Annotated in this window: 22 protein-coding genes; all 22 read right to left on the minus strand. The window is 42.7% G+C overall.

Annotation, left to right across the window (positions count from 1 at the left end):
• Nucleotides 1-25: 25 nt before the first annotated feature.
• Nucleotides 26-457 carry a regulatory iron-sulfur-containing complex subunit RicA gene (gene ricA / locus AAGG74_RS05195; RefSeq protein WP_162101686.1) on the minus strand — a complete coding sequence of 144 codons (432 nt, stop codon included), beginning with the start codon at nt 455-457 and terminating at the stop codon, nt 26-28.
• Nucleotide 458: 1 nt separating this feature from the next.
• Nucleotides 459-1,988 carry a tRNA (N6-isopentenyl adenosine(37)-C2)-methylthiotransferase MiaB gene (gene miaB / locus AAGG74_RS05200; RefSeq protein ID WP_162101685.1) on the minus strand — a complete coding sequence of 510 codons (1,530 nt, stop codon included), beginning with the start codon at nt 1,986-1,988 and terminating at the stop codon, nt 459-461.
• A gap of 146 nt (nt 1,989-2,134) precedes the next feature.
• Entirely contained in the window at nt 2,135-3,313 is a 1,179-nt protein-coding gene (locus tag AAGG74_RS05205) for a glycine C-acetyltransferase (RefSeq protein ID WP_429674725.1), read from the minus strand.
• A 13-nt stretch (nt 3,314-3,326) separates the two neighbouring features.
• Entirely contained in the window at nt 3,327-4,370 is a 1,044-nt protein-coding gene (gene tdh, locus AAGG74_RS05210) for an L-threonine 3-dehydrogenase (RefSeq protein ID WP_429674726.1), read from the minus strand.
• Nucleotides 4,371-4,629: 259 nt separating this feature from the next.
• Nucleotides 4,630-4,890 carry a stage V sporulation protein SpoVS gene (gene spoVS, locus AAGG74_RS05215; protein WP_003154135.1) on the minus strand — a complete coding sequence of 87 codons (261 nt, stop codon included), beginning with the start codon at nt 4,888-4,890 and terminating at the stop codon, nt 4,630-4,632.
• 198 nt (nt 4,891-5,088) lie between these two features.
• Nucleotides 5,089-5,883 carry a 2',3'-cyclic-nucleotide 2'-phosphodiesterase gene (gene ymdB / locus AAGG74_RS05220; protein ID WP_162101682.1) on the minus strand — a complete coding sequence of 265 codons (795 nt, stop codon included), beginning with the start codon at nt 5,881-5,883 and terminating at the stop codon, nt 5,089-5,091.
• Between the two features lie 69 nt (nt 5,884-5,952).
• Nucleotides 5,953-7,515: a ribonuclease Y gene (gene rny / locus AAGG74_RS05225; RefSeq protein WP_003221010.1), complete on the minus strand. Its 1,563-nt coding sequence runs from the start codon at nt 7,513-7,515 to the stop codon at nt 5,953-5,955.
• Nucleotides 7,516-7,791: 276 nt separating this feature from the next.
• Nucleotides 7,792-8,967 carry a serine hydrolase domain-containing protein gene (locus tag AAGG74_RS05230; protein WP_429674727.1) on the minus strand — a complete coding sequence of 392 codons (1,176 nt, stop codon included), beginning with the start codon at nt 8,965-8,967 and terminating at the stop codon, nt 7,792-7,794.
• A 169-nt stretch (nt 8,968-9,136) separates the two neighbouring features.
• A complete protein-coding gene (gene recA, locus AAGG74_RS05235) occupies nt 9,137-10,183 on the minus strand; it encodes a recombinase RecA (RefSeq protein ID WP_162101680.1) in 1,047 nt (348 codons plus the stop codon).
• Between the two features lie 172 nt (nt 10,184-10,355).
• Nucleotides 10,356-11,606, minus strand: a complete 1,251-nt coding sequence (locus AAGG74_RS05240) for a competence/damage-inducible protein A (protein ID WP_429674728.1) — start codon at nt 11,604-11,606, stop codon at nt 10,356-10,358.
• Between the two features lie 18 nt (nt 11,607-11,624).
• Entirely contained in the window at nt 11,625-12,206 is a 582-nt protein-coding gene (pgsA, locus tag AAGG74_RS05245; protein ID WP_162101678.1) for a CDP-diacylglycerol--glycerol-3-phosphate 3-phosphatidyltransferase, read from the minus strand.
• A gap of 49 nt (nt 12,207-12,255) precedes the next feature.
• Entirely contained in the window at nt 12,256-13,170 is a 915-nt protein-coding gene (gene rodZ / locus AAGG74_RS05250; RefSeq protein ID WP_162101677.1) for a cell shape determination protein RodZ, read from the minus strand.
• An 18-nt stretch (nt 13,171-13,188) separates the two neighbouring features.
• Nucleotides 13,189-13,980 (minus strand): DUF3388 domain-containing protein, encoded by a 792-nt coding sequence (locus AAGG74_RS05255; RefSeq protein ID WP_162101676.1) that lies wholly within the window; start codon nt 13,978-13,980, stop codon nt 13,189-13,191.
• 129 nt (nt 13,981-14,109) lie between these two features.
• Nucleotides 14,110-14,367: a DUF3243 domain-containing protein gene (locus tag AAGG74_RS05260; protein WP_162101675.1), complete on the minus strand. Its 258-nt coding sequence runs from the start codon at nt 14,365-14,367 to the stop codon at nt 14,110-14,112.
• A gap of 80 nt (nt 14,368-14,447) precedes the next feature.
• Nucleotides 14,448-15,176 (minus strand): elongation factor P 5-aminopentanone reductase, encoded by a 729-nt coding sequence (ymfI, locus tag AAGG74_RS05265; protein ID WP_429674729.1) that lies wholly within the window; start codon nt 15,174-15,176, stop codon nt 14,448-14,450.
• Between the two features lie 54 nt (nt 15,177-15,230).
• The gene (yfmH, locus tag AAGG74_RS05270; RefSeq protein ID WP_429674730.1) at nt 15,231-16,517 is read right to left on the minus strand and encodes an EF-P 5-aminopentanol modification-associated protein YfmH; all 1,287 of its coding nucleotides are present in this window, start codon (nt 16,515-16,517) and stop codon (nt 15,231-15,233) included.
• Nucleotides 16,514-17,794 (minus strand): EF-P 5-aminopentanol modification-associated protein YfmF, encoded by a 1,281-nt coding sequence (gene yfmF / locus AAGG74_RS05275; RefSeq protein WP_162101672.1) that lies wholly within the window; start codon nt 17,792-17,794, stop codon nt 16,514-16,516. The genes yfmH and yfmF overlap by 4 nt, the downstream gene beginning before the upstream one ends.
• Before the next feature lie 234 nt (nt 17,795-18,028).
• The gene (gene bcbE / locus AAGG74_RS05280; protein WP_429674731.1) at nt 18,029-19,240 is read right to left on the minus strand and encodes a bacillibactin exporter BcbE; all 1,212 of its coding nucleotides are present in this window, start codon (nt 19,238-19,240) and stop codon (nt 18,029-18,031) included.
• 137 nt (nt 19,241-19,377) lie between these two features.
• Nucleotides 19,378-20,103 (minus strand): GntR family transcriptional regulator, encoded by a 726-nt coding sequence (locus AAGG74_RS05285; RefSeq protein ID WP_162101671.1) that lies wholly within the window; start codon nt 20,101-20,103, stop codon nt 19,378-19,380.
• Between the two features lie 143 nt (nt 20,104-20,246).
• Nucleotides 20,247-22,613 carry a DNA translocase SpoIIIE gene (gene spoIIIE, locus AAGG74_RS05290; RefSeq protein ID WP_429674732.1) on the minus strand — a complete coding sequence of 789 codons (2,367 nt, stop codon included), beginning with the start codon at nt 22,611-22,613 and terminating at the stop codon, nt 20,247-20,249.
• A 129-nt stretch (nt 22,614-22,742) separates the two neighbouring features.
• Nucleotides 22,743-22,955, minus strand: coding sequence for a YlzJ-like family protein (locus tag AAGG74_RS05295; RefSeq protein ID WP_162101669.1), 213 nt, complete (start codon nt 22,953-22,955; stop codon nt 22,743-22,745).
• Nucleotides 22,952-23,689 (minus strand): translocation-enhancing protein TepA, encoded by a 738-nt coding sequence (gene tepA / locus AAGG74_RS05300; RefSeq protein ID WP_162101667.1) that lies wholly within the window; start codon nt 23,687-23,689, stop codon nt 22,952-22,954. The genes AAGG74_RS05295 and tepA overlap by 4 nt, the downstream gene beginning before the upstream one ends.
• Nucleotides 23,690-23,701: the final 12 nt, after the last annotated feature.

The following is a 23,701-nucleotide window of genomic DNA, read 5'->3' on the forward strand; positions in this document are numbered from 1 at the left end:
ACACGGGCCTAATAAGGCACCGTGTTTAGAAAGAACAACTATTATTTGAATGCTTCACCTTCGAACCGGTTTCCCCTTTCAGCAGATCGCCTCCGGTTGACGTGATGATTTCATTTGTGACTTGGTTGGAAATGGTGTGTGCCACGAGCTGCAGGAGATCATTTACCTCAATCTGCGAGTCTCTGAATTCCTGGATGACAGGAATCTCTTCAAGCTCTTCTTGCAGCGCGTCAATTTTTGCTTCTACTTGTTTGAGTGCTTCATGCTTTTCATAATGCTTCAGATTGACAGCCTGCTTTTGCAAGGCTTTAATCTGGTTAACGATCGCAGACACTTTGTCATTCTCATTAATCTGTGCTTCAGCCCGTTTGAAAAAATCAACCTCTTCTGTTTCAGAGATCATTTTTGCAAGGCTTCGAGCCTGCTGCACAATGTCTTTTTTTGAGTAGAGCGTCATCTTATTTCACCTCGATTGCTTCTCCTACCATTTCTCCGTCAAGCGACCATGTTTTCGCTTGCTGGATTCTCACGCGGACAATTTTTCCAATAGCTTCCTTTGGCCCTTTGAAATTGACAAGTTTGCTTTTTTCAGTATAGCCAGCAAGAATTTCAGGGTTATTTTTGCTTTCACCCTCAACTAATACTTCGACAACCTTGCCTTCGTATTCCTTCATTTTTTTAGCAGAAGTTTCATTCACTAGTGCGTTCAAACGCTGCAGACGTTCTTTTTTCACACGCATCGGTACATTATCTTTCATTTTGGCAGCAGGAGTGCCCTCACGCGGAGAGTAAATGAACGTATAAGCACTGTCAAACTCCACTTCACGATAAAGAGAAAGTGTTTCTTCGAACTGTTCATCCGTTTCGTTCGGGAATCCGACGATAATGTCCGTTGTCAAAGATGCGTTCGGCATTGCCGCCTTAATTTTTCGCACCAGCTCCATGTAACGCTCTCTGTCATATTTACGGGCCATAAGCTTAAGAACCTCTGAGCTTCCTGATTGAACCGGAAGATGAATGTGGTCAAGCAGGTTGCCGCCTTTTGCCAGCACTTCAATGAGATGGTCGTCAAAGTCACGCGGATGACTTGTTGTAAAACGGATTCTCGGGATATCGATTTTTCTCAGTTCATCCATTAAATCACCGAGACCGTATGTCATATCTTCAAAATCTTTTCCGTATGCATTGACGTTTTGGCCTAATAATGTAATTTCTTTATAGCCTTCGCTGGCGAGCCTTCTTACTTCCTGAATGATTTCTTCAGGGCGGCGGCTTCTTTCTTTTCCGCGTGTGTAAGGCACGATGCAATACGTACAGAATTTGTCACAGCCATACATGATATTGACCCAGCCTTTAATTTTTCCGTTCCGGACTTTCGGAAGGTTTTCAATTACGTCCCCTTCCTTGGACCAAACTTCTATGACCATTTCTTTTGAAAGGTATGCTTCTGACAAAAGCTCTGGCAGGCGATGGATGTTATGCGTGCCGAAAATCATATCGACAAACGGATGCTTTTTCAAAATCCGATTCACGACTGATTCCTCTTGGGACATACAGCCGCACACGCCTAAAATCAGATCGGGATTGTTTCTTTTTAGCGCTTTTAAGTGCCCCAGCTCACCAAACACCTTGTTCTCGGCATTTTCACGGATCGCACATGTGTTTAACAGAATAACATTGGCATCATCAACAGAGTTTGTCGCTTCGTAGCCAAGCGCCATAAAGATCCCTGCCATGACCTCTGTATCATGTTCATTCATTTGGCAGCCGTACGTGCGGATATAGAACTTTCTTCCTTCTCCCAATCCTTTAAATTGTTCAGAGATTTTAAAGTCATTATGATAAGTAACGGCTTCCTTGCCGCGTTTTTTCGCATCTTTTAAGGAAGGCGGAATATAAACAGCTTCAAAGTACTTGCTGTAATCCTTCTCGGATTTTTTGTCCGATGGATTAACTTGTCCGCTCTCTGCTTTTTGTTTTTCATTCATGTTATGATTTCTCCTTTCAAACCAAACTTCCACCCTTCAGTATAAAGGTTATTGCCGCTCTGCACAACTGCAACCTATCATTGTACACTCGTTGATAATAATAATCAATATGGAATCAAAAGAGGAAGAGTGTTCTCTTCTTCCTCTTATAATAGCTTGAGCTCCTTAGCCGTCTTTTCGATGACATCAAGCGCCTGATCCAGTTCTTCTTTAGTATGCTCAGCAGTCATCATCATGCGAATTCTGGCTTTGCCCTTTGCTACAGTCGGGAAAACGATGCTTTGAGCAAATATGCCGCGGGAAAGGAGCTGATCAGAAAATTGTTTTGCCACACCTTCATCACCTATTAAAACAGGAAGAATCGGCGTTTCGCTCCGCGTGAGAGTCAAACCCATTTTTAGAAGCATTGACTTAAAATAGGCTGTATTTTCCCATAAGCGCTCCATATGCTCCGGCTCTTCAAGCAGGACATCAATTGCTTCCATACAAGCTGCGGTGACAGCCGGAGGATGGGATGTACTGAATAAAAACGGACGGCCTTTATGGCGCAAATAATCGATCAGCACCTGTGAACCTGCAGCATAGCCGCCAAGCACTCCGATTGCCTTGCTCAGCGTTCCGACCTGAATATGAACTCTGCCATCCAGACCAAAATGATTCACCGTACCCCTGCCGTTTTCGCCGAGCACTCCAGACGCATGGGCGTCATCCACCATCACAAATGCATCATATGTCTCAGCGAGCTCTACAATTTCTGGTAAAGGAGCTATATTGCCGTCCATTGAAAAAACGCCGTCTGTTACAATCAGACGCATCCGATAATTCATTGACTTTCTCAGCACACTCTCTAAATCACTCATATCGACGTGCTGATATACCTTTTTATCCGCCTTTGTCAGCCTGATTCCATCAATAATAGAGGCATGATTCAATTCATCTGAAATGACAATATCGTCTTTTGAAAGAATACTTGAAAGAACGCCTTGATTTGTCGTGAATCCTGATTGGAATACGAGTGCCGCTTCCGTTTTTTTAAAGGCTGCCAGCTTTTTCTCAAGCTCTTGATGCATAGTAAATGTTCCAGCAATTGTTCTGACCGATCCAGTGCCGGCTCCAAATTCCCGGACTGCCTCCCGTGCAGCGTTGATGAGTCTTGGGTGTGAAGTAAAACCGAGGTAATTATTGGAAGAAAGCTGGATGATATTTTTGTGATTCACTGTGACAGAGGGGCCCTGCATGGATTCAAGCGGTTTTATGTCTTGCCATGTATGATTTTCTTTCATCCTATCAAGTTCTGTTTTTAAAAAGTCAAATTCCTTCGTCATGTTTATCCCCCTTTTATGGAATGAAAATCACTTTTCCACACTTGCCATTTCTCATCAGTTCGAATCCCTTTTCAAACTCCTCTAACGGAAACTGATGGGTAATAACAGGTGAAAGATCGAGCACGTTTGAGCTGAGCAACTGAGACACCTGCCGCCATGTTGAAAACATTTTTCTTCCTGTGATTCCTTGAATCGTCAGTCCTTTAAATACTACTTTATTCGTCAAATCAATTGTCACAGGATGTTCAGGCAGGCTGAGAATATGAAATCTCCCTCCATTTGCAGCCATCGAAAGACCTTGGGCGATTGCTGCAGGATGTCCCGACATCTCACAAATGAGATCCGCTCCTTCCCCACCCGTTAAAGCGCTTACAACTTTAAGCGGATCTTCTTTTTCAATAGAAACAGTACGGATTGCTCCCATTTGTTCAGCAAGCGCCAGCCTATATTCATTTTTATCAATCGCTATTACCTGCGAAGCACCTGCTGCTTTTGCAACCGCAACAGCCATAAGGCCAATCGGTCCGCACCCGATGACTGCAGTCGTTCCTCCTGCCGGCTGGCTCTCGAGCACTGTATGAACCGCATTTCCCAGAGGCTCTTGAATGGAAGCAAGCGCCGGATCCATATCAACAGGGTTCTTCCAAACATTATTAGCAGGAACTTTTACATATTCCGCAAAACAGCCTGCCGTATCCACTCCGATAATAGCAGTATTGGTGCAAACATGAGATTTTCCGGTTACACAAGGGGCACATTCACCACAGACAATATGCGTCTCAGCAGATACATGTTCTCCCGCTTTTACATGACCGGCATTCTCTCCCACAGCTTCAACAATGCCGCTGAACTCATGGCCGAAAACATAAGGAGTTTTAATTCTCTGTTGCGCCCACTGATCCCAATTATAGATGTGCACATCCGTTCCGCATATGGAAGCAGCTTTTACTCTTATGAGGACTTCATGTTTATCAATCTCAGGAATGGGAACTTCAGTCAGCACAGCACCGAACGCCCTGTCCTTTTTCATTAGCGCTTTCATCTTTCCACCCTGCATGTACAATCCCCCTTAAAAAGTTCTTGTTACATTCGGATTGTACCATGATATGGAATAAGCGTAAACAGCACTGTCTTTCTGAAAAAGACAAAAGTGTCCGTCTTGAAAAATAGGCGGATTTTTTCCTGAAATATTTTAGATCATTTCAGATTTTTACAGTTTCCATAAATATGCATAAGAATATTATCGGAAGAAAATATAACAACAACGAAAAATAACCTGTTTGCATGACGCAAACAGGTGAATGCTTTATTTGTTTTTAGCGAGGCTCTACGATTAATTTAATCGCCGTTCTTTCTTCCCCATCGATCTGAATATCTGTAAAAGCCGGAATACAAATCAAATCAACGCCGCTTGGCGCCACAAATCCTCTGGCAATCGCCACAGCTTTTACAGCCTGGTTTAGTGCACCCGCTCCAATTGCTTGAATCTCCGCGGCTCCTCGTTCTCTTAACACACCCGCAAGCGCACCTGCCACTGAATTTGGACTCGATTTTGCTGAAACTTTTAAGATTTCCATTTCTGCTCCCCCTTAGTTTTACAATGGATAAGTGAGTGTTCATTAGAACAATCATTATTAGATGTTGCTATCCAAAAAGCCATCCCCACATGCTTTTCAAAAATAGCGGGCTACCTTCCATTTTTACTATATTCACTAAGAAGTTGCTATATTCCTGCTTTTCTTTTTAATATTTTTATAAAATAACCATATGTTCAATTATTCAAAGAACATGTGATCATCATTGATTAAAACACGCTCAATTTTCACAGCTTTTTTCGTTTGATCATCGATATCGATGACAACACCGCTCAGTGTTGTTTTCCCTTCAGCGACAGTAAATCGGACTGGAAGATTCGTTTTGAATCGCTTAATAATCGTCTCTCTGTCCATCCCCAGAATACCGTCATATGGGCCAGTCATTCCTACATCCGTAATATATGCAGTACCTTTCGGCAAAATGCGGTTATCCGCTGTTTGCACGTGAGTATGAGTTCCGACAACAGCTGAAGCCCGGCCGTCAGTATACCAGCCGAGTGCGAGCTTTTCGCTTGTCGCTTCAGCATGGAAATCGATAAAAATGTACGGTGTTCTTTTCGCAGCTTCGGCAATTAATTCATCTACTTTTAAAAACGGGTCGTCAAGCGGCGGTAAAAACGTACGGCCCTGTAAGTTCATAATGGCAAGCTCTTTACCGTTTGCTTTCACATAGGTCATCCCTTTTCCCGGTGTTCCTTCAGGAAAGTTTGCGGGGCGAACCAAGTTTGGAACATCATCTATAAAATCGAAAATTTCTCTTTTGTCCCATGTGTGGTTCCCCATTGTAATTGCATCTGCGCCAGCTTGGATAAAGCTGTGATAAATTTTTTCTGTCAAGCCCTTTCCATGTGCGGCGTTTTCACCATTAATGATTGTAAAGTGAGGCTTATATTTTGTTTTTAGCTTTGGGACATATTCTTTTACCATGTCACGTCCTGGTGAACCGACAACATCTCCGATAAATAAAATTCTCATATTGCATATCCTTCCTTTTTCAAAGTTCCTTGTCCATCAAAAAAATAAAGTGATGCTTAGCGCATCACTTTATTTTGCATACTCTACGGCTCGAGTTTCTCTGATTACTGTCACTTTAATATGACCAGGGTAATCGAGCTCGTCCTCAATTCGCTTACGGATATCTCGCGCCAGTCGGTGAGCTTCAAGATCATTAATTGAATCCGGCTTCACCATAATACGCACTTCGCGTCCAGCCTGAATGGCAAATGACTTTTCAACACCTTCATAGGACTCAGAAATTTCTTCGAGCTTTTCAAGTCTTCGAATATAATTCTCGAGCGTCTCACTTCTCGCGCCAGGTCTTGCAGCTGAAAGTGCATCTGCTGCAGCTACCAGCACAGCGATAATAGAAGTCGGCTCCTCATCCCCGTGGTGTGACGCAATACTGTTAATCACGACTGGGTGCTCTTTATATTTGGTCGCAAGCTCCACCCCGATTTCAACGTGGCTTCCTTCTACTTCATGGTCAATTGCTTTCCCAATGTCGTGAAGAAGGCCTGCGCGCTTAGCAAGCTTTGCGTCTTCTCCGAGCTCCGATGCCATTAGACCGGCCAAAAATGCGACTTCCATGGAATGCTTAAGCACATTTTGACCGTAGCTTGTACGGAACTTTAAGCGGCCGAGGATCTTGATAAGATCTGGGTGGAGGCCATGAACGCCAACCTCAAACGTCGTTTGCTCACCCATCTCACGAATATAGTCATCGACCTCGCGGCGAGATTTTTCAACCATTTCTTCAATCCGTGCCGGATGAATTCGGCCATCTTGAACGAGTTTATCAAGAGCAATTCTTGCTGTCTCACGTCTGATCGGATCAAATCCGGAAAGAATGACAGCTTCAGGCGTATCATCAATAATCAGGTCAATTCCTGTCAGCGTTTCAAGCGTACGAATGTTACGCCCTTCCCGTCCGATGATACGTCCTTTCATCTCATCATTTGGAAGATTAACAACTGATACCGTTGTTTCGGCAACGTGGTCCGCTGCGCAGCGCTGTAAGGCGAGTGAAAGAATGTTTTTCGCTTTCTTATCCGCCTCTTCTTTCGCACGGTTTTCAGTTTCTTTTGTCATGATGGCGATGTCATGTGAAAGCTCGTTTTCAACCCGCTCAAGAATGATTTGTTTAGCTTCGTCACGAGTCAGGCTCGAAATTCGCTCCAACTCTGACTGCTGCATACGAATCATCTCATCCACTTTGCTTTCCATCTCTTCAATATGTTGTTGTCGTTCATTCAGAGAATGATCTTTCTTCTCCAACATCGCTTCCCGTTTATCTATTCCCTCATGTTTCCGATCAAGGTTTTCCTCCTTTTGGAGTAAACGGTTTTCTTGTTTTTGAAGCTCATTTCGTCTTTCACGAACTTCCTGTTCAGCATCTATTCGAAGTTTGTGGATTTCATCCTTTGCTTCAAGCAGAGCTTCTTTTTTCAGTGCTTCAGCATCACGCTTTGCATCTTCAAGAATTTGCTCGGCTGCACCGCGTGCGCCTGCAATTTTCGCTTCGGCAATGGTTTTACGAACAAAGTAGCCAACAACTAAACCGAGTAGAATCAGCAAAATGGAGATGAGAACCATCATAATTGGGGTCATACTTTCACCTCCTCTTGCTATGAACTTGGTTGTTGCTTAAATAAGTGTCGGCATGTACATTGTCTGGTTTTCTCAACATACAGAACCTTCACAGGGAATGAGTATTTTCATTGCCCTTGTCAAGTTTAAAATGGTTTAACAATCATGTTAAAAAAACAAATGTTACAACCTCATTGTAAATGTGTCGGAAATACTTGTCAAGCTTGCCATCTTAACGTTTGCCGACCCACCATCTTTTAACGAGCCGAAGCAATTCTTTCAATAGAAGATCATAAATCACTCTTGATTCAGAAGCTGGTATATTTTATTGTTTACTTGGCCTAATTTAGCGTTATTTTGAATATTTGACAACAAAACAACAATGGTTTGCCCAGATTTGCTAAAACTGTTCAAAATGTTGAAGCCCGGCATGACACCATGGTTTGAATAGCTTCCAGGGGCAACATAAAATCCCATACCGTATGTGGAGCTGCTTCCTGGTGTAAACATTTTTTCGTAGCTTTCTTGCGAATACAGTTTGCCGTCGATCAGTGCTTGGTCAAATTTATACATATCTGCAGCGCTCAAATAAATATCACCTGCACCATACAGCTGAGATAAATCAGGCATATACGGTGTCACCGCTCTGTTGCCCTTCAGCTTATACCCGACAGCTGGATAAGGTTCTTTATCATATGTTTTATAAAAGCCCGCATGCGTCATTTTTGCTGGTTTAAAAATGTGATTTGTTATGTATTGTTCATAGGACTCACCGCTGACTTCAGCAATAATATAAGCAAGCACAGAATAATTGGAATCCTTATAGTCCCATACGCCCGGCTGACGTTTGATTCCTTGACTTTCTATATCTTTTATTAAATCGTCCGGAGTTATTGAACCGTTTCCTTCAATATGTCCGTTTATTCCCGATGTATGTGTAAGCAGGTTTTTCAAAGTGATCGTTTGTCCGTTAGGGAAATGCGGTAAATATGTACTTACCGGATCACTTGTCTGGAGTTTCCCCTTTTCCTCAAGCTGTAAAATAGCGGTTGCAATCAGTGCTTTTTGTGATGAACCGATATAATAAGATGTCATCGGATTATTTTGAATACGATGTTTGCGGTCTGCATAACCAAAACCTTTATTTGTTACGATTTCTCCATTTCTGACAATCATGGCTGTTCCGCTGAATCCGATCTCTTTTAAATAACGGCTGATTTTTTGATTACGGTCGACTGTTTTGATTTGTTTCTCCGGCTCCTTGGCGGTTTTCTTTTTGACCTCTTTTTTTTGACTGCCATCTGATACCGCTGCAGTTTCTTGAGACGGCTCGTTTTCTTCACTATTCCGTTGAAACGCATTCCAAATCACAAAGCAAATCATTACTGCTAAAAGACCAAGCAAAAGTCTGACTCTTTTATTTAGTTTTCTCTGTCTGCGTTTTGCAGTTCTTCTGCTGGTTGGGCTCGTCATTCATTTTTTCCTCCCAAAATAAATTCCAATTTGCACACGTTTTGTTAGACGAATAAAACACTGAAAAAGTTGTCAATAAAAGCAATATTTTTTATCATTTTATCGCAAACATACAAAAAAGCTGAGTTTTTCACTCAGCTTTTGGTATCATTTCAAACTTATTTTATTTTTATTCTTCAAATTCGAGTTCTTCTTGTGCTTCTCCAGCTTGCTGCTGCCCTGCTCCGTTATTATCCAAACCGTAATGTTCACGAATTTGTTCCTGAATCATTAGCATGATATCTTTATTTTCTTTCAAGAATTGTTTTGCATTTTCACGGCCTTGGCCAAGACGCTCTTCTTCATAAGAGTACCATGAACCGCTTTTTTGCACGATATCAAGTTCAGTTCCAAGATCAATAATTTCGCCTTCTTTTGAGATGCCTTCTCCGTACATAATATCAACCTCGGCTGTACGGAACGGAGGAGCCACCTTGTTTTTCACGACTTTGATTTTCGTTTTGTTCCCCATTACGTCGTTGCCCTGTTTCAGCTGTTCAGCACGGCGCACTTCAAGGCGCACGGAAGAGTAGAATTTCAGCGCGCGGCCGCCAGGAGTTGTTTCCGGGTTCCCGAACATAACGCCGACTTTTTCACGAATTTGGTTAATGAAAATCGCGATTGTCTTCGATTTGTTAATAGCCCCTGAAAGTTTACGAAGCGCTTGAGACATTAAGCGCGCTTGTAAACCGACATGCGAATCTCCCATATCGCCTTCAATTTCCGCTTTCGGAACGAGAGCCGCTACAGAGTCAACAACAACAATGTCAACTGCGCCGCTTCGAACCAGAGCTTCTGCAATTTCAAGCGCCTGTTCGCCTGTGTCAGGCTGGGACAGTAAAAGCTCTTCGATGTCGACACCAAGCTTTTGCGCATATACCGGATCTAATGCATGTTCCGCATCGATAAACGCAGCTTGTCCGCCTTGCTGCTGAACCTCAGCAATCGCATGAAGCGCTACAGTTGTTTTACCTGAGCTTTCAGGACCATATACTTCAATAATCCGTCCGCGCGGATATCCGCCAATTCCCAGTGCTGTATCAAGGGTGAGGGAGCCACTTGGGACAGTAGAAATTCTTGTATCTGTCTTTTCTCCCAATTTCATAATGGAACCTTTACCGAACTGCTTTTCTATTTGTTTAAGAGCCATATCTAAGGCTGCCTGACGATCACTCATTCTATTTTTTCCTCCTTTATGTTACCACTACATATACTATACCTTGTTTGAAGGGATTTGCCAAGAAAAAAGCGAACGCATATTCGGATTTTTTCTTGGCGTGATTCCTATCAAAATATCATAACACATCTAAGAAATCATGTTTTTTTAGGAGGATAACGTGTTGAAAATATTATTTTTGCTCTAAAAGCTTCAAGAGTAAATGGCATCCGTATTTGGCTCCGCGTTTTCTGACTCCTGTTCTGGAACCCGCAAAGTGAAACTCATGAACCTCTTCTTTTCCATTTGCTGAAATGCCGATAAACGCATGGCCAGGTTCATGCCCATCTTGAGCATCAGGTCCTGCTATACCGGTAAAGCTGATGCCGATGTCGCCGCCTGTGAGCTTTTGAACACCCTTTGCCAGCTCTGATGCGCATTCCTTGCTGACAGCTCCAAATTGATCTAATGTTTCCTTCTTAACGCCAAGCACATTCTGTTTTACTTCGTTAGTGTAGCAAACGACACCGCCGGCGAATAATGTTGAAGCGCCGCTAAGATCTGTCAGCCATTCAGAAAACAATCCGCCGGTAAAACTTTCCGCCGCGGAAATCGTAATGCCTTTTTCCTTACATGCTTTAGAAAGCTCTTGTACAAGAGAAGTATCATCATAGCCATAGAAAAATTCGCCGACGCGTTCTAAGATAACAGCCTCTGTTTCTTTTAACAGACGCTCTGTTTCCTTTTCATCAGCATGTTTGGCCGTCAAACGAAGCGTTACTTCTCCATCAGCCGCTAAAGGAGCAATTGTCGGGTTGGTTTGTGCATCAATAATATCTTCCAAATCGGCTTCAAGCTGAGATTCACCGATACCGAAAAAGCGAAGAACGGTTGATACAATTTTCTCATTTGAACCCATTTTTTTCAGCAGAAGAGGCTTTGCCTCGTTTTCAAACATTGGACGCAATTCGCTCGGCGGTCCGGGAAGAAGCATATAAAAGCGTGATTCATGCTCAGTGAGCATTCCCGGTGCCATTCCAAAATGATTTGCCAGTACGTCAGATCCTTCGATCACAAGCGCCTGTTTTCGGTTATTAGGTGACATCGTACGTTTTGTTCGTTTGAAATAATCTTCAATGGATTGGAATGCCTCATCATTTAACACAAGCGGACGCCCAAGCGCATTTGCAATCGTTTCTTTCGTCAGGTCATCTTTTGTCGGTCCGAGACCTCCTGAAAAAATAATGAAGTCAGAACGTTCTTCAGCAATGCGAATAACCTGCTTCAGCCGCTCTGGATTATCTCCGACTGCTGTATGATAAAATACGTTCACTCCGATTTCAGCAAGCTGTTTGCTGATGAATTGAGCATTTGTATTCGCAATCTGACCAAGCAACAGCTCTGAACCGACTGCAATAATTTCTGCTTTTTTTGGAAATTCCATGACGTTAGTCCTTCTTTCTTAGTTAGATGTTTTTAGCGCTTCCCAGTTTTTAACGAAATATTCCCAGCCTGAGATGACAGTAAAGAAGACAGCCACCCACAGCGCTAAGTCAGCAAACGGGAATGACACAAGTTCAAACGGAAGATTATGAAGAAGCAATGCAGAAACCGCAATGATTTGTGCCCATGTTTTAATTTTACCAAGCATGTTGGCAGCCACGACTTCTCCTGTCCCGGCTAAGACAAGCCTTAAACCTGTCACGGCAAACTCCCGGCTGATAATCACAATGACCATCCAGGCTGGAGCAAGTTCAAATTGAACAAGAATAATTAATGCTGCGGATACAAGCAGTTTGTCCGCAAGCGGATCAAGAAACTTCCCGAAGTTTGTGACGAGATTCAGTTTTCGGGCATAGTATCCGTCGACCCAGTCTGTTGTGGATGCAATGATAAATAGAATCGCTCCCGCCAAGTGTGCGATCGGAATCGATTCGTCTCCAAATTCAAGCCTGCCCCAGTCAAACGGTACCAGCATGATAATCATAAAGATCGGGATTAATGCAATTCTTGCTAGTGTGATTTTATTTGGTAAGTTAAACATAAAGCCCCTCCAATTTCATACTCGGACGTGAAGAAAAGTCATCTAGTAATCAAGATGACTTTTCCTCCTTTTTATTTACAATCTTTATGGTTTGTGCCATCACTTTTTTCGGATCAAGTTCGTACGAAAGAACCTTACCGTTGATTTTTATTTTCAGATTAGGTGCATATCCAGTGCGGATGTCAACTTGTTTCTGATCTGTTATGTCTTTTTTAAAGGTTTCGTCTTTTTTAAGCGTCCCTTCTTTTAACGAGCTGCTGTTTTCATCGCGCACTCGAACCCAAGAGCTGTCTGATGCTTTTAGTTCAAGCTCGATTTTATCAGCGCCGGACACTTCATAAGTCGTTAACGATCCTTCAGTGCCAGCCGCTTTAATATCCAGTTTGCTGCTGTCACTTTCTTCTTTTTTATCTTGTTTTTCTTTTGTTTCTTTTTTAGCGTCTGGCTTTTTTTCAGAGCTGTTATTTTGATTCTCTTTTAAGGTTGAATCTTTAGGGATTTCATACTTGCTTTCACTTTGCGTAATTGATTTTTCAGATGCCGCATTGTGATCATCGCTGTTTTTATGATTCGCAAATTGAATGATCGCGTATATAATCGCAATCACGACAATCACACCGAGAATCACAAGTATTGTTGGCAGCAGCTCAAGCGCCTTAGATGCTGGCTTTGGCATTTCTTTTTGAAGATTCATGCCGGAGATCTTTTCAGACACATCGTCATGGTACGTATTGGGGATATCTTTTTTATGCTCCTCAAACAGCTGATCCGCATCCAGCCCAACGGCTTCTGCATATTGCTTGATGAATGCCCGAACATAAAACTTCCCCGGAATAATGTCATAGTTTCCTTCTTCCAAGGCAGTTAAATACCTTTTTTGAATCTTTGTTGCCGCTTGGAGATCATCCAATGACATTGCTTTTTCCTCTCTGGCTTCTTTGAGCCGGATTCCTAGTTCAGTCACAACAAACACCTTCCAATTTTAAAAATCAAAGCTTGAAAACCCGGATTGATCAAATATTTGGGGTTCCTCGGCATGTTCATATGTAATAACCTCATCAGGGTCATTTCTCAGTTCAATAATATAATCAAAATCATCGAGTGTATACTCTGTATTTTGAACGAATATATCTGGATGCTCCACCACTTTTGTTGCAGGCAGCCTCATGATTTCTCTGACCAGCTGGAGATGGCGTTCTGACCCTCTTCGTGTGGACACAATTCCGTCAACAATAAAGACATTTTCAGTGCTGTATTCATCGGCAATCAGCTGGCTTCTTATCGTTTGCTTCAGCAAAGTTGATGACACAAAAAGCCACCTTTTGCTTGCGCACACACTGGAGGCCACAATCGATTCCGTTTTCCCGACACGCGGCATACCGCGAATTCCGATTAATTTATGGCCTTCTTTCTTGAACAGTTCGGCCATAAAATCGACAAGTAAGCCAAGCTCGTCCCGTTCAAAACGAAACGTTTTCTTGTCATCGGCATCCCTTTGAATATACCGGCCGTGACGTACGGCAAGACGGTCGCGAAGCCTCGGCTCCCGCATCTTCGTTACTTTAATTGTTTCCATCGTTTTTAAGATTGATTCTAATCGTTTAATTTGATCTATATGGCGGCACCTGAGGAGCATTCCCCTTCTGGAAAGATCGACGCCGTTAATCGTTACGATGTTAATAGAAAGCATCCCAAGAAGAGATGAAATATCCCCGAGCAATCCGGGACGGTTCACTTGAATTTCATATTCAAAATACCATTCGAGCTTTGCCAAATGATATACCCCCTTCATTGTGGCAAAATTTTACCTCCTTTTATCATAAAGCATTTTACTCTAATTAGAAAGAAGAATGTTGCTGTGATGAGGAAAACATAAAAAAGAGAGGAAAAATATCCTCTCTTCCTAGTGAGTGCTGTTATTTTCAACAAGCTTAACCATCATATTGGCAATGGCTTGCTGTTCATCTTTTGATGCTACACTCCAAAGATCTGCAAGCACTTTTTCCTGCTCATTCTTAGATTCCACTTCATTAGCCAAGTAACTGCCGATTTCTGTCGCAAGATCTGTAATCGTATCCTGGCTCATACCTTTATCTTGCGCATAGTTCAAACGGTCACCAAGGAAGTTTTTCCAGTGATCCCAGTTTTCTAAAACTGACATGCTCGTCTCCTCCATTTCATGTGAAGTTACAAGATTATTGTGTCCTCCACAAAAGAAACTATACACTGAATATTTTCAGATCAGCAGTGCCAGCCGCCATTGACCGACAGAATTTGACCTGTAATATATGACGCTTTTTCAGACAGGAGAAACGCTGTTGCATCAGCAATTTCCTGCGGCTTCGCCAGCCGGCCGATCGGGATCTCATCAGCGATCTCTTCTTTTTCACTTGGAGTAAATTGATTCATCATATTTGTATCAACCGCACCTGGCGCTACAGCGTTTACTCTGATGCCGCTTGGCGCGAGCTCTTTGGCCAGCCCTTTTACAAACGAATGCTGAGCCCCCTTTGCCATGCTGTACAGCACTTCACAAGATGCTCCAGTCTCTCCCCAGATCGAGCTGACCGCCACAATCGCTCCTGATTTGTTTCGGATCATGTCTGGAAGAAGGTTTCTCGTGAGCATATACGGGCTCGCCACATGCAGCTGAACCATTTCCTGAACCGTTGTATTATCCACGTCGGTAATCAGCCCAAAATGGCTTCTGCCGCTATTTAACACAATCGCATTAATCGGCTGATTAATTGAATTTGTCAGCTTGTCCGCCCCTTCTGGCGCGGACAAATCGGCCTGCAAAATCCCTGCATGTACACCAAACGTCTTTGTTAATTTTTCTGCAAGCTCTGCTGCCGCGTTTTGATTGGTATTGTAATGCAGCAGCAGATTATATCCCGCTGCCGCAAGGGTTTCGCTGATGCTTTTACCAATGCCGCCGCTTGCTCCGGTGACTAGTGCTGTTTTGTTCATCCTCTTTCCTTCTTTCCGCAGAAAAACACCCCTCGCACTGGAGGGATGTTTTGTTTATGATTTAGGAACAACCTTGCAGACAGTCAGTCTGTCTGCAGCAATTTCCTCTTGTATAACGTTCTGGACGTCCTCGAATGTAATTCGCTCGAGAACCGTTACAACATCAAACAGGCTCATATCCAAGAAAGCATAACGGGTAAATTGATTAGCAATGTATTCAGGTGAATTCAATGCTTTTAAGAATGTACCGATCTTTTTCTTTCTGGCAAGTTCAATCTTTTCAGCAGTAATCAGTTCACTGGCACGCAGAAGCATACCGGAGATGTCTTCAGCCAATTGATCCGGCTCCGGCGTATCGCCGCCGATTGCCGCAAAGCCGAATCCATGTTCAGCAGTGAAATCAAAGCTGAATGTTTCGTCAATATACCCTTTTTCATAAAGTGATTCGTACTGGGCGGAGCTTTTGCCAAATAAAGATTCAAGCAATAAGTTCATGGAAAGTTCATGCTTTAACAAGTCTTTGCCTAATCTAAACGGGTTCTTTGATTTCAGCCCGACAAGGCATTTCGGCCCCTGCACGTTCATTTTGATTTCTTTTTCTTTTCGAAAAACCGCTTCTTGCTCTTTCACTTCTTCTCGTTTGATCTCAGGCTGATCTGTGTACGGCTTTGTTTTCTGATTTTCTCTTACCTGAGAAATGATCGCTTCAGGGTCTACAGGGCCGACAATGAAGAGGAGCATGTTACTCGGGTGGTAAAACGTTTCATAGCATTCATAAAGAAGATCTTTTGTAATATGTGATATGCTTTCCACTGTTCCCGCTATGTCAATTCTGACAGGATGCTCTTTGTACATGTTCTCAATGAGTCCGAAGTAAAGCCTCCAATCTGGATTATCGTCATACATGTTAATTTCCTGACCGATGATCCCTTTTTCTTTTTCAACCGTTTTTTCAGTAAAATAAGGGTCCTGAACGAAATCGATAAGCGTCTCTAAATTGCGTTCTACATTTGATGTGCTTGAGAAAAGATAAGCAGTTCTTGTAAATGACGTAAACGCGTTGGCAGAAGCCCCCTGTTTGCTGAAATCTTGAAAAACATCTCCATCTGCTTTTTCAAACAGTTTGTGCTCAAGAAAATGGGCGATGCCGTCCGGCACGTGAGACATCTCGTTTTTACCTAATGGAACAAACTTATTATCTATAGAACCGTACTTTGTTGTAAAAACGGCATATGTCTTGTTGAAGCCTTTTTTCGGCAACACGTAAACATCAAGGCCGTTTGGCATTTTTTCATGGTACAGCGTCTCCTGAAGCTGTTCATATTCGATTGGTTTGATCAAGATGCACCCTCCGTCCCTTTTAAGAAATATGTCGTATCAAGCTGAATCTTTTCAGCGGCTTTTACGATATCCTCTTTTGTGACCTGCTCAATATTGGCGAGGAAATCTTCAATATGGATGTCGACTTGGGCAGCGGCCTGCTGATATAAAAATTCAGATAAACCGTACGCAGTATCAATCGTCTCCAATACTTGGTTCCGAATGACTGCCTTTGTTTGAGCGATGTCCTGCTCACTGAAATCACCGTTTTTCATTGCTTGAAATTGTTCAGTGATAATAGAAACAGCCTGTTCGTAATTTTGCACTTCAATCCCCGACATCACCATTAACATACCTTTAAAACTTTCAATTCGCGAAGCGGCGTAATATGCAAGACTGGCTTTTTCCCGCACATTGATGAAAAGCTTGGAATGAGAAAAGCCGCCGAACAATCCGTTAAACACTTGCAAAGCAGGATAATCCAGATCCGTATAAGTGATGTTGGTTCGGTAGCCGATATTCAGCTTTCCTTGTTTGACATCTTCTTCATCAATCACTTCTTTCGGCTCGGCTTTTTGCTCGGCGTGATTGTTTTCAATTGAGCGAAGGGCGCGCTCTTCAGTTTGGAAATACTTATCAATTGTACTTTGCACTTGATTTGCGTCCACATCGCCAACGACATAAAGATCAAGTTGGTCTCTTTGGATCGCGCTTTGGTATGTTTCGTATAATTGATCTGCTGTAATAGCATCGACATCATCGATTTCACCATTGACATGAAGGGCATAAGGCTCATTTTTGCACATTTCCTGTATCAGCCTTAAATTCGAGTAACGCATTTTATCGTCATAGACTGCTTGGATCCGTTGCTTGAGTGTGCGTTTTTCTTGAGCAACATATTGTGATTGAAAAGCGCCTCCCTCTAAAGCAGGTGAAAAGACGATTTCTGCAAGAAGCTGCAGCCCTTTTTCAAGAAGCGGCGTTTGGTCTTTTAAATATTTTTCATTCGGGATTTCCAGCCTGAACGTAATAACGTGCCGCTCTCCTTTTTTCGAAAGATCCGCAGAAACGGACGTGCCGTACAGTTCATCCAAATAAGAACGCAATTCTGAGGTTTTCGGGTGGCTTTTTGTTCCGCGAAGAAGCACATGCGGAAGCAGCGCTCTTTTCGTGACCTGGTCTTTTGTCAGCGGCGCAAGCATTTTAAAAATAAGCGATACGGTTTTGAATTTTTCTGTTTCTACAATGTGTGCGGTTAAACCGCCGTGCTTTGTTTTGATTTCATTTACAAATGACATATGGAGCCTCCTTCGTTCATTTCTTATTAGTATGTATTATGACCAATTTTCAGCATCCGCAGAAACACTCTTTCATGTAATTATAGCAACTGTAGGATTTATAAGGAAACAATAACCTCCGCCCGACTGGGACGAGATGTATATAAAGGCCCTCTGTTTGCAGCTGTCAGAACGACAGATGGCACGGCAAGAGAGAAGGATTTCCGCAATAGCACAGCAAAAAAAGACGGCTGGCTAGACCGTCCCTAAGTTTTTATCTTCTTTTTCACTTTTTTTAGCATCCACAGTAAAAATCACTAAGAATAAAGCGATGATACTGCAAAACGCCGATAGAATGAAAATCAGCCAGTTTGCATGTGACATTAATGCCGCAAACACAGGCGGACCGAGAGCTACTCCTATAAAGCGCATGCTATTGTAAAAGGAGGAAATGGTTCCGCATTGCTCAGTTTCAATGCCTTCGGTTATCAGTGCATCCAGAGCAGGAAGCGCCATTCCAATCCCAATCCCGCCAAAGCTTAAAAAGGCAAATAAAAAATAAAAACTGTGGTTCCACCACAAGGCAATAAACGACAGGGTTAACAGAGTCATGCCTGTAACAACGCAAAATTTCATTCGGCCTTTATCTTTACCGATTTTTTTGCCGGCTATAAATGAACTGGTTGACAAAAATAACAGTGGAATTGCCAGTAACCCACCTTTAGCCACTCCGTCAATGGCATACTTGTTCTCCAGCGTATCTGACAAATAAAATAATACGCCAAATAACAAAAACATAATCACACATCCGATAATAAAAACCGTATAAAGCCAGCGACCATCCTGTTTAAAGATGTTCTTCACACTTTTAATAAATTCAGAAACCGCTGGCGCGTCCTCATCTTCTTCAGGCTTGGCCACTAGAAACAACACGAGCAAAAAGCTGATCAAACAGAAAAACGGAATAAACCAAAACGGTACGAACCAGTACCAGGAAGCAAGCAAGGCGCCAAGTATGGGGCTCAATACCTTCCCTGACGTGTTGGCAGTTTCAATATCACCAAGGCCGGCGCTGACCTTTTCATCGTCTCCCTGAAACAAATCACCGATAAACGGCATGACAATAGGAGCAGCACCCGCAGAGCCGACCCCTTGAAGAACCCGTCCCGCCAAAATCATAGCATAGGGATTTTCCATATAGGTTGAGGCAAAAGCAGCTACCAACCCGCCTAATCCTGCAATAAGAAGGCATGGGAGCAATACTTTTTTTCTCCCAAACCGATCCGATAAATAGCCGGCAATCGGAATACAAACAATGGCTACTACTGAATAGACAGTTATGATTAAAGACACCTGAAATGAAGTTACTGACAGCTTTCTTTCCATCATTGGAAGAACAGGTATCAGCATGGAATTCCCAAGTGTCATCACAAGCGGTACGGAAGACAAAGCAATAATATTTTTCATTCCATTTTTCTCTCGCAACATTTTCACCCATTCACTTTCTTGTCATCCCTTATATATTGCGTTAACCGGTGTGAAAGTATGTACAAAGAAACATGAATCAGTGCAAATAAAAAAACAGACACATGACAGTGCCTGTTTTAGAATCGTTTACGTAAAACATGGAATCTGAATTTATCTGCTCTAAAATAATTTAATGAATAAAGCACCGGTTGATCGTGCTGATCATAGTGGGTTTGTTTTAACAGCAAAAGAGCTGTTTCCGGATCGCATTCCAGCACTGGAGAAATGGTATCATGATAGCCGATCGGTTCAATATCAGTCACAGCATAGCTGATGACGGAGCCAGAATTTTTCTCAAGCAGGTCAAACATCGATTCTTGTTGATGAGAAAAAGAATTCGGTAAAATATTCATCGGAATTTTGTCTATACAATAGACAATCGGCTGTCCGTCAGCTGTCCTGACTCGCTCGAGATAAAAAATTTCTTGTCCGCCTGACAATTGAAATCTGTTCATATCATCTTCAGACGGCATAAGCACTTGTGATGATAAAAAAATCGTTCCAGGCGTCATATTTGCCTGTTCTATCATCTTTGTTACACTGTTCAGTTGTTCAATGCCCGAAAGAAATAACGGCTTAGAATGGACAAAAGTGCCTACACCATGCCTTCTGATAATCACATGCTCTTCTTCCAGTATCCGCAAGGCTTCTCTAAGCGTCGCTCTGCTGACACCGAGCTTTTTAGAAAGCTCAAATTCAGAAGGCAGTTTTTCCTTCTCAGTGTAGATGCCATTTTTAATATCTTCTTTCATCCGTTCAATTACTTTCAAATACAAGTGCCGATTATCAGCTTTTGTTGACATGTTTCCCCTCCGTAAACCACTTTCGATAAATTATTGAACAATTGGGACAACTATATCATGTTTTGTCGAAAAAATAAATAGAAAGGTTTTTCAGTTTACATAATGTTATTATTGATAACCGAAGAAAACTGAACTCTCTTCATTTATGAAGAGAGTTCATCATATTTCTCTTTTGATAATAAGACTTCCCTAGGTTTGCTGCCTTCATACGGCCCGACAACACCCCGTTCCTCCATGGCGTCAATCAGGCGCGCCGCTCTCGTATAACCGATTCTGAATCTTCTTTGCAGCATTGAAACAGATGCCGTCTGCATGCCAACAATTAATTCAACAGCTTCATCATAAAGATCATCTGTAATCTCGGAATGAGTTTCTGTTATCTCCTCAGGAATCATTTCTTCCTGATATTGCGCCTTCTGCTGTGTAATCACATGGTCGACAATCTTCTCCACTTCGTCATCGGATAAAAATGCTCCCTGCACGCGAACAGGTTTATTAGCCCCGACAGGCAAAAACAGCATGTCACCGCGGCCAAGCAGTTTCTCAGCGCCACCCATGTCCAGAATCGTCCTTGAATCTGTTTGTGAAGATACGCTGAACGCGATTCGTGATGGAATATTCGCCTTGATGACCCCTGTGATAACATCTACCGAAGGCCGCTGTGTCGCAATAATGAGATGGATGCCGGCAGCCCGCGCCATTTGAGACAATCTCGTAATCGCATCCTCCACATCAGATGAAGCGACCATCATGAGATCAGCAAGCTCGTCTACAATGACAACGATATAGGGCAGCTCTGGCTGTTTCGCTTCTTCTTCATTGTTGGCGCGTTTTATATAATCATTGTATCCTTCAATATTTCTTGTGCCCGTATGAGAAAATAATTCGTACCGCCGCTCCATTTCATTGACAACTTTTTTCAATGCCTGTGACGCTTTTTTCGGATCGGTTACGACGGGAGCGAGCAAGTGCGGTATCCCATTGTAGACATTCAGCTCTACCATTTTAGGATCGATCATCATCATTTTTACTTCATGCGGTTTCGCGCGCATCAAAATACTTGTAATAATGCCGTTGACGCAGACACTTTTCCCGCTCCCGGTGGCGCCTGCGACCAAAAGATGGGGCATTTTGTTTAACTCAGCCAGTACAGCTTCACCTGAAATATTACGGCCGAGTCCAATTAAAAGCTTTGCGTCCGGCCTGTCATTTAATTTAGATTCCAATACTTCCTTCAGTGAAACCATCGCCACTTCTGCATTCGGCACTTCAATTCCGATTGCTGATTTTCCTGGTATTGGCGCTTCGATTCTAATATCTTTTGCAGCAAGTGCCAGCGCTAAATCGTCACTTAAATTGACAATTTTACTAACCTTCACTCCGACATCAGGATACACTTCATATTTTGTTACGGCCGGCCCGAGATGAACCTGTGTGACTTTCGCCTTGACGCCAAAGCTTTGGAAGGTGTGCTCGAGCTTTCTCGCATTTTCATAAATATTCTTTTTATCTGCCTGCTGTCCTGTATGCTTCGGATCTGCCAATAAATCCAGTGATGGCATCTCATAATCCTTATTTTCAAGCTCCGTAAAGGTCATAGCGGGAGCTGAAACAGTTTCCTGATCACCTGTTTCAGGCTGGATGTCCTTAAGCGGCTCTGATACAGGTTCAGCTCGTTTTTCTATGATTGGAGATTCATCACGTTCCTGACGATCTGAAAAGCTTGAAATAATCGGCTCTGAATGAATAAGAGGCGGTACAGTTTCCGAATCCTGTTCTTCATCATCAGAAGGCTCCGGTTCCGTTTGCTGTTTTTTGCGTGCCGGTTTTTGTTTATTGCTCGGCGCTTTCGTTTTTTTGGATGACTTCACATTTGTTTTAAAGGATTTCATATCATCAATAAACGCAAACCATTGTTCTGTTATAAAGCGTCCAATCGGGCTCATCCACTTTTTCAGTGTTTCTTGCAAAGAGCGCCCTGTGACTAAAATCATTCCGATCAAAATCATAACAATCGCCATGATCTGAGAACCAGTCGACGCAAACAAAAAGTGTGAAGCTGCAAACAGCAATGCACCAATCATCCCTCCGCCTAAATCAGGTGAAGCGGAGCTTCCGTTCATATCCATTAAAAACAATTCCCAGGTATTGCGTATAACGCTTGCGGATTCAATAGACCCTTTATGCGTCAAGTTTTTAAACAGCTGCACGTGAGAAAGAAGTAATATGCTTGCGATAATACAGTACATCCCGGCCTTTCGCCTCGTTAATAGACTTGGCGTTTTCTTTTTCCAAAACAGCGAGACTCCTAACACCAATAAACCTAACAAGCATAAAATAAACCACTCTCCAGCAAAAAAGCGGAACAAGTAGATAAAGGTTTGCCCGACTACCCCCAGCTGAAGAATCGCGATAATTGAAATGGCTATACACAGCAATCCGTTGAGTTCATATTTTATATTGAGCTGCTTTGCCTGTTTTTTTCTAGATTTTCTTTTTTTCTTTGCCACACTCATCACCTTACTGCGTTAAAAAATGTAAGTTCATTCATAATGAAGAAAGCAGCCGTTTTACAGGCTGCATTTTTCTGTAGGATTCCCCTATTATAGCATATTTTCCCCTTAAAAAAGGGATGGATCTTATACGTTTAATTTCAGCTTTTGTCCCGGGGAAATGTCCGGGTGCAGAAAATGCATCGGATTTGTGCTCATGATTTGAATGACTTCTGCTTCTTTGCCTTTCATCTCGACAAGAAGCGGCACGCCTCGATATTCAATTTGCTCATGCGCGCTAGTCTGTTGGTTCTGTTCAGCAAAAATAATTTCCTGCGGCATCACTGTATACAAAATCATTGAATCATCCGTCCTTCTTCTGCTCTTGCTTCTTCAATGAGCTCATTCAGTTTCTTGATCGCCTGCCCGACGCCGCCCGTATGATCAATCAGTCCGTATTCAACTGCATCCTTACCGACTACATTTGTTCCGATGTCGCGTGTTAAATTTCCTTTTGAGAACATCAGCTCTTTGAACTTATCTTCGGTTACATTCGAATGGCTTGTCACAAACTTCACGACTCTTTCTTGCATTTTATCCAAATATTCAAAGGTTTGCGGCACGCCAATCACCAGTCCTGTCAGACGAACGGGGTGAATAGTCATCGTGGCTGTTTCAGCGATATAGCTGTAATCACATGATACTGCAATCGGAACACCGATGGAATGCCCACCGCCAAGCACAATGGAAACAGTCGGTTTTGATAATGATGCCAGCATTTCCGCTATTGCGAGACCCGCTTCAACATCTCCTCCGACAGTATTTAATATGATCAGCAGTCCTTCAATTTTGGGATTCTGTTCAATTGCCACAATCTGCGGGATGACGTGCTCATATTTTGTTGTTTTATTTTGCGGAGGAAGCTGAACATGACCTTCTATTTGTCCGATAATGGTCAGACAATGAATATTGGTATCTTGGGGCAGCTGTGGAAGCGTCGTTTCACCTAGCTGCTGTATTTTATTCATAATGCTGTCTTTCGCATCATTTTTTTCAGGACGCTCTTCTTCTTTGTTTTCTATACGATGATCCATCTCGCTTTCACC

The organism is Bacillus mexicanus (genome assembly GCF_050445615.1).
Classification (GTDB): domain Bacteria; phylum Bacillota; class Bacilli; order Bacillales; family Bacillaceae; genus Bacillus; species Bacillus mexicanus.